The organism is Streptococcus suis (genome assembly GCF_046032535.1).
Classification (GTDB): domain Bacteria; phylum Bacillota; class Bacilli; order Lactobacillales; family Streptococcaceae; genus Streptococcus; species Streptococcus suis_AK.
In genome coordinates this window covers 26,735-38,856 of the sequence record NZ_JARQPL010000022.1, presented here as the reverse complement: position 1 = coordinate 38,856, position 12,122 = coordinate 26,735, and the positions used below count along the sequence as shown (strand labels likewise).

General features: G+C 40.5%; 9 protein-coding genes. 4 read left to right on the top strand and 5 right to left on the bottom strand.

What is annotated here, in order from left to right; all coding sequences use genetic code 11:
* Positions 1–44: 44 nt before the first annotated feature.
* The 4 genes from P7J58_RS07540 to P7J58_RS07525 all read right to left on the bottom strand — a co-directional run bounded on the left by P7J58_RS07540 (position 45) and on the right by P7J58_RS07525 (position 4,367).
* Complete coding sequence (locus tag P7J58_RS07540; RefSeq protein WP_408556006.1) at positions 45–917, bottom strand: ABC transporter ATP-binding protein; 873 nt, start codon at positions 915–917, stop codon at positions 45–47.
* Positions 917–1,747, bottom strand: coding sequence for an ABC transporter permease (locus tag P7J58_RS07535; RefSeq protein WP_044672478.1), 831 nt, complete (start codon positions 1,745–1,747; stop codon positions 917–919). Before P7J58_RS07535 ends, P7J58_RS07540 begins: the two co-directional genes overlap by 1 nt.
* A complete protein-coding gene (locus P7J58_RS07530; RefSeq protein WP_408556008.1) occupies positions 1,744–2,706 on the bottom strand; it encodes an ABC transporter permease in 963 nt (320 codons plus the stop codon). The genes P7J58_RS07535 and P7J58_RS07530 overlap by 4 nt, the downstream gene beginning before the upstream one ends.
* Positions 2,707–2,795: 89 nt before the next feature.
* On the bottom strand, positions 2,796–4,367 hold the full coding sequence (locus tag P7J58_RS07525) for an ABC transporter substrate-binding protein (RefSeq protein WP_408556009.1): 1,572 nt from the start codon (positions 4,365–4,367) through the stop codon (positions 2,796–2,798).
* Positions 4,368–4,658: 291 nt separating this feature from the next.
* On the opposite strand from P7J58_RS07525, the gene metE reads away from it, so the two are divergent.
* A complete protein-coding gene (metE, locus tag P7J58_RS07520) occupies positions 4,659–6,908 on the top strand; it encodes a 5-methyltetrahydropteroyltriglutamate--homocysteine S-methyltransferase (RefSeq protein ID WP_408556010.1) in 2,250 nt (749 codons plus the stop codon).
* A 3-nt stretch (positions 6,909–6,911) separates the two neighbouring features.
* Complete coding sequence (gene metF / locus P7J58_RS07515) at positions 6,912–7,772, top strand: methylenetetrahydrofolate reductase [NAD(P)H] (RefSeq protein WP_408540213.1); 861 nt, start codon at positions 6,912–6,914, stop codon at positions 7,770–7,772.
* A 510-nt stretch (positions 7,773–8,282) separates the two neighbouring features.
* Here the strand turns inward: metF and P7J58_RS07510 are convergent.
* The gene (locus tag P7J58_RS07510; RefSeq protein WP_408556012.1) at positions 8,283–9,743 is read right to left on the bottom strand and encodes an NCS2 family permease; all 1,461 of its coding nucleotides are present in this window, start codon (positions 9,741–9,743) and stop codon (positions 8,283–8,285) included.
* A 346-nt stretch (positions 9,744–10,089) separates the two neighbouring features.
* On the opposite strand from P7J58_RS07510, the gene P7J58_RS07505 reads away from it, so the two are divergent.
* Together P7J58_RS07505 and P7J58_RS07500 are read left to right on the top strand one after the other, a co-directional pair.
* A complete protein-coding gene (locus P7J58_RS07505) occupies positions 10,090–10,902 on the top strand; it encodes a Cof-type HAD-IIB family hydrolase (protein WP_002942579.1) in 813 nt (270 codons plus the stop codon).
* Positions 10,903–11,123: 221 nt separating this feature from the next.
* Positions 11,124–12,116: a PTS sugar transporter subunit IIB gene (locus tag P7J58_RS07500; RefSeq protein ID WP_099777065.1), complete on the top strand. Its 993-nt coding sequence runs from the start codon at positions 11,124–11,126 to the stop codon at positions 12,114–12,116.
* Positions 12,117–12,122: the final 6 nt, after the last annotated feature.

Below are 12,122 nucleotides of genomic sequence, written 5' to 3'. Positions count from 1 at the left end.
GTTTTTAGTGCACCCTTTTGTCTAGAAAATCATCTAAAAATTAATCAACTTTCTATTGACTTTTTACCACTAGACTTTCTAACCCAATGTCCTGGACTAACTTGAATCAACTGACTATCTTCGGAGTCGGCTAAAACCGCTCCAAGACTGGCTTCCAAACGAGCTGCTCTTAGTAGTGACTGGGTATATGCGTGTAAGGGTTGTGAAAAGATAGAATCAACCGTTCCGTGTTCCACAACCAATCCATTCCTCATGACATAAACCAAGTCGCAGATTCCAGCAATAACACTGAAATCATGACTCACTATCACAACTGTCAACCCCAACTGTTTCTGTAGTTCTTTGAGCAAGGCCAAGATTTGAGCCTGAATGGTTACATCTAAAGCTGTTGTTGGCTCGTCCGCGATTAATAAATCCGGCTTGGTCAACAAGGCCATGGCAATCATGATCCTTTGACGCATACCACCTGAAAATTCAAAAGGAAACTGTTTGAGACGCAGTTCTGGATGTTCAATTCCCACCTTTTCCAACATTTCATGGATAGTTCTGTCCCGTTCTTCCTTAGCCAACTTAGGTTGAAAACGTCTTAGAACTTCCTGCAAATGATAACCTACTGTCCGCAAGGGATTAAGGGAGGTCATTGGATCTTGAAAAATCATAGACAAAGGCAAAACCTTTGGATTACGTACTTGCTTTCCATCCATTTCAAATCGATCATAGCTTGCTTCCAAACCCTTTGGTAAAATGCCCATCAAAGACTTCATCGACAAGCTCTTACCTGAACCAGACTCTCCAACAATACCTACAATTTTTCCTTTAGGAATAGACAGGTCAATCCCCTTCACCAGTATCGATTGTCCTTTTCTCTTTTTATTGACAATGGTGAGGTTACTTATTTCGACTAGCTGTTTTGACATTAGTAGACCTCTCTTTCAAGGCAATCCCGTATCAGATCACCGATATTGTTAAATGAATAAATGGTCAATAGGATAAAAAGTCCAGGCAATATTGCCATATGAGGAGCACTCTGCAAGGTAGACTGGGCATTTTGCAAGAGACTTCCCCAGGATGCTAGAGGTTGTTGAATCCCCATTCCTAAGAAGCTGAGGGCTGATTCCGTCATAATAGCTGATGAAATACTAGTTGAAGCGGTCACAATCAAAGTCGGAAGGATTGCTGGAAAGATATGCCGCCAGACAATCACTGGTTTCTTTAAACCAATAAAGGCAGCATACCCAACATAATCCGCCACTTTGGCTTTCAATGTTTCAGCACGCAACATCCGAGCAATACTCATCCAAGAAAAACCACCTATTACAATGATAATCGTAGTCAAACCTGGTTTCAGAAAGACGCTGAGGACGATAACTAAGACCAACCAAGGTATGGATGATAGGACATCGACAAACCGCATAATAGCATTATCCCATTTTCCTCCAAGATAGCCTGCTGTAATACCAACAAGACTTCCAATCGTAACTGATGCAGTCATTGCCAATAAACCAACTAAGAGTGAGATGCGACCACCATAAATCACTCGAATGAAGTAATCACGTCCCACCTGGTCTGTACCAAACCAATGCGCTGCACTAGGACCCTGGTTCATCTGACTTACGTTGGTCACATTTGGATCTATAGGTATCAGTGGCGCAATTAAGGATAAAAATAGTAGAAAAAGAATGAACAAAATCGAGAATAAATAGAGTGGCGAACTCTTTACAGTCTCCCTAAATTGCTTCAAAATCATTGACCTTCTCCTCCTTTCCAAATACGCGGATCCACCACAGCATAGAGAATATCTGATAAGAGATTCCCTAGAATAACTAAGGTCGCAGACAAAAGCATGACAGCCATAATCACTGGATAGTCCAAACTCTTAGTAGCTGCTGTCAAATAAGGACCTACACCAGGCCATGCAAAAATGGTTTCTGTAATAATAGCACCTGTTACCAGCATCGGCAAGGCCATCCCAATTTGAGTCACAATAGGAATCAAAACATTGCGAGCCACATGTTTCCCAAATATCTCAAATCGGCTGGCTTTGAAAGCCTCTTGAACGGTCACATAATCTTTCTCAACTTCTACAATTGCTGAGGCTCGGATAAATCGAATCAATTCTGGTAGGAATGCCATAGTCAGGGTCACGTAGGGTAAGGTAAAATGTGCCAGAAAATCAAGAAGGTTTCCCTCTTTTCCCAAGGTATACATCCCAATAAATGGAAAAACCTGCCATTTATAACCAAAAAAGTAAATTAATATCATGGCAAACCAGAAAGTCGGGACTGCAATTCCTACAGAAGCAAAGGCATCGATAAACTTGTCCACCCATTTCCCCCTTTGGGACGCCGCAAGCAAACCCAATGTAATCGCTAGGATTAGGGCCGTCACATATGCAGGTAAGACCAATGAAATGGTGTTGGGAATTTTTTCAGCCAAATCAACTCCAATCGAGTGTTGAGTCATTAGTGAAAAACCTAAATCTCCAGTCAGTAACCCCTTCAGCCAGACAGCGTATTGAACAAGGAACGGTTGATCCAAACCATATTTTACCTTTAATAAATCAATTTGTTCTTGACTCATATTTGGCGTTGTCATCGAATCTATGACATCAAACGGTGCCAATTGAATCAAAGAAAAGACAATAAAAGAAATCAGCAGCAAGAGAGGAATTGCCTGCAAGATTCTTTTGACAATATATCGAAACATATATCCTCCAAAAACACGAAAAAGAGGGGAGGAGTTTCCACTTTTTACCACTCCTTCTCCTCTTTGCTGGTCATACCAGCATACAAAGACTATTCAATTGTTAACTTCGACGGATCTTCAAATGTATAAATTGGTATCAAACCCGCTTCTTCTACATTTTTCACACGGTTGTTCACCGCCAACACCTTCTTGTTATCTACGATTGGGTAAATAGCAGCTTGGTCAGCCAGTGTCGCTTGCAAATCATCATAGATTTGTTCGCGTTTTGTTTGATCCAATTCAACAGCTCCTTGTTCAAAGAGGCTATCCACTTCGTTTGAAGACAATTTGAAGTAGTTTGAAGCTCCACCAGTTTTGAATAGGCGGGAATATTGATCAGGGTCATTTCCCATGATATAGCCACCCAAGAATAGGTCATAAGCTGTTGAACCTTCTTTTTTCAACTCTGTAAAGAGTGCTGTAGAGTCCCCACCTGCCAATTCAACTGTCACACCAATAGCTGACAATTGTTGTTGAATTAAGGTAGCCTGTAAGGTTTGAGCTGCATCAGAACCTGCATAACCAAGATTTAAAGTCAAATTGCTAACACCTGCTTCAGATAAGAGTTGTTTTGCTTTTTCCAAATTCTGCTCATATTTCTCAACATCTTCGGTCACATATGGATTAGCAACTGGCAAGAATGAATATGGATTTTCATAGTATTTTTTATCCAAGTAAGCAGCTTGGTTGAACTCTTCTTTGTTCAAGGCATATAGCAAGGCTTGACGAACTTTTACATCCTTCAATTCTTCAGTCGAAGTATTGAGCCCAAGATAACCGACACGATTTTCACTATAGGCATAGGTTGTGATAGTATCCGTACTCAAATCTTGAATATCAGAAGGCAATACAAAGGCCGCATCTACTTCACCTGTTTGTAAGGCTACTTTAGTCGTATCAGCACTTTCAATTATCCTCAAAACAAGGTTATCAATTTCAGCTTCTCCCTTGTAGTAGTACTCATTGGCAGCAAGTTTGATATATTCACCATGCTTGTATTCTACAAACTTGTACGGACCAGTTCCCACTGGTGTCGCTGTCAATTGGCTTGCTGAGAAGTCTGCCTCATCCTTGAAAACGTGCTGTGGAATAATGTATGTTTCCGTAACAATATTGTCCAAGGCTGGTGCAGAAACAGCTGGAAGAACGAATTTAACCGTGTAATCATCCAACTTTTCAAGCTTAACTGGTTGGTCATTTATATAAAGACCATCTGAACCACCATTTTCCTTTTTAATTTTTTGTTCATAAGTAAAGATGACATCATCAGCATTGAAACTTTCCCCATCAGACCACTTGACATCTTGACGGAGTTTAACGGTGATACTTAGACCATCTTCGGCAACTTCATAGGAATCTGCCAATTCATTTACATAAGTACCATCTGCTTCAACACGAATAAGTGGAGAGTAAATAAAGTTAGTCAAGGTTAAGCCCCAACGGTCACTAGTGTTGATTGGGTTTGTCGAACTAGGATCTCCATTAATTGCATAAGTAAAAGTTTCCGAATCGGCAACTGAGTTTGAGCTTGATGATGCAGTTGATGAACCGCTACTAGCACAAGCTGCCAAGGTTAGTACTGCTACTGTAGATAATAAGCCTGTTAGCCACTTCTTCTTCATAACACTTCCTCCAATTTCAAAAAGTAGTACTAGTCTACCAAGGATTTAAAATTTTGACAAATATATAATATTTATCAACACATTAAGAAAAACTATAACGATACAATCTACACTGTTTTATGAAGTGTTGAAAAAGGAAATAGTTGTATTATATAGTAGACATTCTAAACACGAAATCCAAACCAAGGTTGTTATAACTAAAAACTATAGCAACATCTAATTTTTTACAATTATACAAGTGATATTTTTTCTGTTAGGATAAGAGCATAGAAATATTTTGGAGGAAAAACCATGACTACTACTATTATCGGCTTCCCACGTATCGGAGAACACCGTGAGTTAAAATTTATTACTGAAAAATACTTTAGAAATGAAATTCCACAAGAAGAACTTTTGGAAGCAGCTAAAGACCTACGTGCTAAGCACTGGAATATTGTTAAAGAAGCAGGCATTACTGAAATCCCAAGCAACGACTTCTCCCACTATGACAATGTTTTGGATGCAGCTGTTCTCTTCAACATTGTACCTAAAGCAGTACAGAATCTTGACTTGACCGACCTTGAAAAATACTTCGCCCTTGCACGTGGCTATCAAGGAGAAAAAGGGGACGTTCGTGCTAGACCGATGAAAAAATGGTTCAACACCAACTACCACTATATCGTTCCTGCTATTGAAAAAGATACAGAAATCAAACTAGCCGGTCATAAGATTTTCGATGAATTCCAAGAAGCAAAAAACTTGGGTATCACAACTCGTCCAGTTTTGATTGGTCCATTCACACTCTTACAATTAACTGATTTTGAAGAAGGTTTAACTGCTACTGATTTCGCTGATAGCTTAGTTGCAGCCTACGGACAAGTCTTTGAGAAATTGGCAGAACTTGGCGCTGAAAAAATCCAGTTAGACGAGCCTAGCTTGGTCAAGGACTTGACTGCAGAAGAAAAAGCCCTCTTCCTTAACATCTATCAAACACTCTTGGCAGATAAAAAAGGCTTGCAAGTCCTTATCCAAACCTACTTCGGTGATGTTCGTGATATTTACACTGAATTGACAAACCTACCAGTCGATGCCATCGGTCTTGACTTTGTAGAAGGTAAGGAAACTGCTGCACTTGTTGCGACAGGCTTCCCAGCTGACAAGACCCTCTACGCTGGTATCGTCAACGGTAAAAATATCTGGCGCAACAATTATGAAAAGAGCCTGGCTGTTTTGAATGCTATTCCAGCTGAAAATGTCGTGATAACAACTTCTTGCTCCCTTCTTCACGTGCCTTTCACAACAGCAAATGAAGAGTTTGAACCCGCAATTCTCAACCACTTTGCCTTTGCAGTTGAAAAACTGAGCGAATTGCGTGATTTGGATGCCATCCGTAACGGTCAAGGCGAAGCTGCTTTCACAGCTAACAAGGAACTCTTTGCCCTTGAACGTGTCGGTCGTGATGCAGCCCTTGCAGACCGTCTTGCAGGACTGACAGACTCAGACTATACACGCCTGCCTGTTTTTGCAGAGCGTGAAGCCATTCAACGCGAGAAGCTAAACTTACCACTTCTTCCGACAACAACGATTGGCTCTTTCCCTCAAACCAAGGAAGTTCGTAGCACACGCTTGGCTTTCCGCAAAGGCAACATCTCAGAAGAAGAATATGATACATTTGTCAAAGCGCAAACAGACGAATGGATTGCTTGGCAGGAAGAAGTTGACTTCGATGTATTGGTTCACGGTGAATTTGAACGCAACGACATGGTTGAATATTTCGGTGAAAACCTATCTGGCTACCTCTTCAGCAAAAACGGTTGGGTCCAATCTTATGGTCTTCGTGGAGTAAAACCACCAATCATCTGGGGTGATGTGACACGCTTGAACCCAATTACTGTCAAATGGTCTAGCTATGCTCAAAGCCGTACCAATAAACCAGTCAAAGGCATGTTGACAGGTCCTGTAACCATCCTCAACTGGTCATTCCCATGTGAAGATATCTCTATCAAGGAATCAACCCTTCAAATTGCCCTTGCTATCAAGGAAGAAGTTCTCGACCTTGAAGCAGCTGGAATCAAGATTATCCAAATCGATGAAGCTGCTCTCCGTGAAAAATTGCCACTTCGTCGCAGCGACTGGTACAGCGAATATCTTGACTGGGCAATTCCAGCCTTCCGTTTGGTACACTCAACTGTTGCACCAGATACACAAATTCACACTCACATGTGCTATAGCGAATTTACTGACATCATTCCTGCCATCGACAATATGGATGCGGATGTTATCTCCTTTGAAGCCAGCCGTTCAAATCTTGTTATTCTAGATGAACTCAAGGCTAAAAATTTCCAAACTCAGGTAGGTCCTGGTGTCTATGACATCCACTCTCCACGTGTCCCTGCCGTTGATGAAATTGCACACACTATTCAAGCCATCCTTGCTAAAGTACCGAAAGAAAAAGTTTGGATTAACCCAGACTGCGGACTCAAGACTCGTGGCGAATCAGAAACAAAAGCTAGCCTTATCCACTTGACCCAAGCAGCTAAGGCAGCAAGAAAGGAACTCTAATTTATGATTGGTCAAACCCCAAGTCTCTCATTTGAAATTTTTCCTCCAAAACCAGAAGTAGGCAATGAAAAGATTATCCAAACTCTCGATGAGATGCAAGGTTTGGCCCCTCATTTTATCAGTGTTACATGCAGCAATAACAATTTGAACGTAGAAGAGACTACTGTCAAGTTAGCTAACCATGTTCGCAATGAATTGCAGATTCCAACTATCGCACATTTGCCAGCTGCTTACTTGACAAAAGAAAAGGTCCAATCCATTCTTCATTCTCTCGATGAAATTGGTGTACATCAGATTTTAGCACTTCGTGGCGATATTATTGAAGGTCTTCCCCCTAAAGAGGACTTCCAGTATGCAACTGACTTGATTTCCTTTATCAAGGAAGAAGCCCCACATTTTGACATTATTGGAGCCTGTTATCCAGAAGTACATCCAGAATCACCAAATTCTGTCTCAGACATCAAAAATTTGAAAAAGAAAGTTGATGCCGGTTGCTCAACCTTGGTAACTCAACTCTTCTTCGATAACGAAGCGTTCTATAACTTTCAGGAGAAATGTTCTCTAGCAGACATCGAAGTGCCTATTATCGCAGGTATTATGCCTATCATCAACAGGAATCAGGCACTTCGACTCTTGAAAACCTGTGAAAACATTCACCTCCCTCGTAAGTTTAAAGCTATTTTAGAAAAATATGAGCACAATCCTGAATCTCTTCGGGCAGCAGGTCTGGCCTATGCTGTAGATCAGATTGTTGACTTAGTGACCAATGATGTCGCAGGTGTTCATCTTTATACCATGAACAATGCCGAAACGGCCCGCACCATCCATCAGGCAACTCATTCGCTATTCAAACATTATAGTTAGAAAACTCCCCTGAGCCCAAGCTCAGGGGTTATTCTATACCCTGTGACTCCCAAAGACTACATGATAAATTTTTTCACCCCATCATGACATTAATCCAGCAGATGTCTAGGTATGTGACATCTTGCTTACAATAACGAACAGCCATTTAAAATACAGTCATAAGGAGTAAAAATGGCACTAAGAGGAGACAGAGAAGCGACGAAATGGAAAAATATAGTCATTTGAATTAACTTTGATACATCGTCACTTTCGGCTTGCCGTACTCAACGAAAGTGACTTACATCGCAAGTCTTATTTCCAACCTAGAACAGCCTCTAGGCTGTTCTAGCAACCTGCACCTCAGTTCCTTGTCTGAAAGCTAATTCATTCGACTATAAACTCCATCCGTTTGCAATTTACAACGTTCAAGACAGTATTTCATTAACTGAATCACATTGATTCCCATATATTTTAATCGTAAATAAAAAAACTGACCTTCAAATGAAGATCAGTTCAAGGATAATAAACAGATTACAAGATGGCTAGAATGATGAAGTTCAGAATAAATAGAGCTGTAGCTCCCCAAAGGATTGGATGAATTTCTTTAGCCTTACCTGTCGAAACTTTTACCAAGCAATAGAAGATAAAGGCTGCTGCAATACCGTATGAGATTGAGAAGCAAAGTGCCATGAAGAAGGCCGCAAAGAAGGCTGGAAGAGCGTCTTCGAATTGACTCCAATCCACATCTAGGAATGATGAAACCATCATGACACCGACAATAATCAAAGCTGGAGCAGTTGCCGCTGCTGGTACAATACCGATAAATGGCAAGATAAGAATTGAAAGAAGGAAGAGAACGGCAGTTGTAACAGCTGTCAGACCAGTACGACCACCTGCAGAGATACCTGCAGCCGATTCAACATACGTTGTTGTATTTGACGTACCAAACAGAGCACCAATTGAGGTACCAATCGCATCTGCAAAGAGCGCCTTGTCCATCTTAGAGTTAAAGCCTGTACCATTTTCGAGAGCTTTCTCATCTTCTTCTGAGAAAATACCAGTCTTACGACCTGTACCGATAAAGGTACCAAGTGTATCAAAGGTATCTGACAAACTGAATGCAAAGATAGTCATCAAAACAAGTGGTAGACGGCTTGAGTCAGCAAAGAGCGAAGATAGACCATCAAAAGCCGCTAGGAAAGTTGTACCAAGCTCCGCAAAGGCTGTACCGATATTGTTATTTGTAAAATCAATTGTAGACAGGTCCACAACACCTGCTGGAATTCCAGCTACAGTCGTTGCAATAATACCAATCAAGATAGCACCACGTACATTTTTTATAACCAAAACAGCTGTAAGGATCAGACCAAATACAGTAAGAAGTACACTTGGATCAGTGAAGGTTGAGATAGAAGGAACTACACCACCTCCCGCCAAAACAGAGAAGACACCGTTTGAGAATGTCTCTGCTGTTGCATCTGCCGGAGCAACACCATTTACAGTAATAATATCTGAACCAGATGTCAAGAAGGTAATCAAGTTAGAGTTCTTGAAACCAAGGTAGGCAACAAAAACCCCGATACCACCACCGATGGCATGTTGCAAGCTAATCGGAATCGCCTTGATAATGCTCTTACGAACCTTGGTAACGGTGATTAAAACATTAAACAAACCGCAGAGGAAAACCATGGCCAAAGCTTCTTGCCAAGTAAAACCAAGACCAATAACCACTGTATAGGTAAAGAAGGCATTTAACCCCATACCTGGTGCCAAGGCGTAAGGTACGTTAGCAAATAATCCCATAACAAGCGTTGATACAGCACTCGCAATAATAGTCGCTAAAAAGACTGCTTGAGTTGGCATACCTGCCACACTCAATACGCTCGGGTTAACAAACAAGATATATGACATGGCAAAGAAAGTCGTAAGTCCTGCCATAATTTCCGTAGAAACCGTCGTTCCGTGTTCTTTCAATTTAAAAAATTGATCCATTTTTTCATTTCTCCTTTTAATTTACGAACGATAAAAACATTATAATCAAAAAACATTCTAATTTCAAGTTTTTTAATCTCAAAAACGTTATTTTATTGATTTTCAACTTAAAATATCCGTAATTACCGAACATTACAGACTTACAAAAAAATCTATACAAAATTACTCGCTTCTTTGCTTTTATTATCTCCTTTTGTTATACTGGAAGTTATTAGTTCAAGATGTGGCTACCTACAAGTCGTATTCTTTGACGCATAAAACAATTTCTCAGCAATCTAGCTACTAGCTAAACATTATTCACTATTAAAAACTAGTATAACAACTCTAGAAAGGAATGCTATTAAATATGAAGAAAAAAATCATAGCTATCGATTTGGACGGCACATTGCTCAATAATGATAGCCAATTATCTGATTATACCATCTCAACTATAAAGAAGGTCCGCCAAGCAGGACACACCGTTCTTATCGCCACAGGTCGCCCCTATCGAATGGCTGAAAAATTTTACCAACAACTAGAACTGGATACTCCCATGATTAATTTCAACGGTTCTTTAGTCCACATCCCTGGAAAGAAATGGCAATGGGAACAAAATATTTTAATCGACAAAAAATACCTACTCGAATTTCTAAAAGAAGAAGAAACATTCGAGGCAGATTTTATTGCTGGTGAATACAAGAATAAATTCTACATCACTCAAAAGAACTTAGACAAGATCGATCCGGCTCTGATGGGGGTTGAACAGATTACTCCAGATACACTCATCAAACCTGAATTAATCACTAGTGATCCTCATTCCATCCTTATGCAGACTCGTGCAACTGATAAGTATGAACTTGCAAAAGAAATGAATGCCTATTTCAAGGATGAGTTAGAAATCAATACGTGGGGCGGACCATTGAATATCCTCGAAACTTGTGCAAAAGGTGTCAATAAGGCAACCGCTCTGAGCTATGTTCTTAACCTCTACCAAGCCACTCCTAGCGACTTAATTGCCTTCGGCGATGAGCACAACGATGTTGAGATGCTAGACCTAGCAGGCACAGCCTATGCCATGAAAAATTGTAGCGATACACTTCGTCCACATGCCGACAGATTGACAGCATTTGCTAATTTTGAAGATGGTGTCGCACGTGAACTAGAAAACCTATTTTTATAGACATCAAAAAACCTGATAAACTGTCAGGTTTTTATCATATTCATTGCATATTTTTATCACTTTTCTGAAACATGATTATGAAAAGTTTTGGAAACATTTTGCACTTTTAACATAATTTCTCTTGACAAATGCACTGAAAACGTTTTATAATGTTACAGTTCGAACATGAAAGCCCATTCAATGGTTTTTACATGAACAAGAAAAATTTAGGAGGATCAATAATGAGTATTGGAATCATTATTGCAAGTCATGGCGAATTTGCTGCTGGTATTCATCAGTCAGGTTCAATGATCTTTGGCGAACAGGATAAAGTACAGGTTGTTACTTTCATGCCAAGTGAAGGACCAGATGATTTATATGCTAAGCTCAATGCTGCCGTGGACGCATTCGATGCCGATGATGAAATCTTGGTTTTGGCTGACCTTTGGAGTGGTTCTCCATTCAACCAAGCAAGCCGTGTTGCTGGTGAAAATCCAGATCGTAAGTTTGCTATCATCACCGGTCTAAACTTGCCAATGCTTATCCAAGCTTACACAGAGCGTATGATTAACGCTGCTGCTGGCGTGGAGGAAGTTGCGGCAAACATTATTAAGGAAGCCAAGGATGGTGTGAAGGTTCTTCCAGAAGAACTACAACCAACTGAAGCCGCTCCTGTAGCAGATGTAGCAACAACTACTCCACAAGGTGCAATCCCTCCAGGAACTGTTATCGGTGATGGTAAGTTGAAAATCAACTTAGCTCGTATCGATACTCGTCTCTTGCATGGTCAGGTCGCTACTGCTTGGACTCCTGCTTCTAAAGCTGACCGTATCATCGTCGCTTCAGATACAGTGGCACAAGATGACCTTCGTAAACAATTGATCAAGCAAGCAGCTCCAGGAAACGTTAAAGCAAACGTCGTTCCTATCAAGAAACTGATTGAGGTTTCTAAAGATCCTCGTTTCGGTAACACACACGCTTTGATTCTCTTTGAAACACCTCAAGAAGCTCTTGAAGCAATCGAAGGTGGTGTAGAAATCAAGGAATTGAACGTTGGTTCTATGGCTCACTCAACAGGCAAAACAATGGTGAACACTGTTCTTTCTATGGATAAGGACGATGTCGCTACCTTTGAACGCTTGCGTGAACTCGGTGTCAAATTCGATGTTCGTAAAGTTCCAAACGATTCACCAAAAGATTTGTTTGAATTGATTAACAAGGCAGATGTTAAATAAAAACTA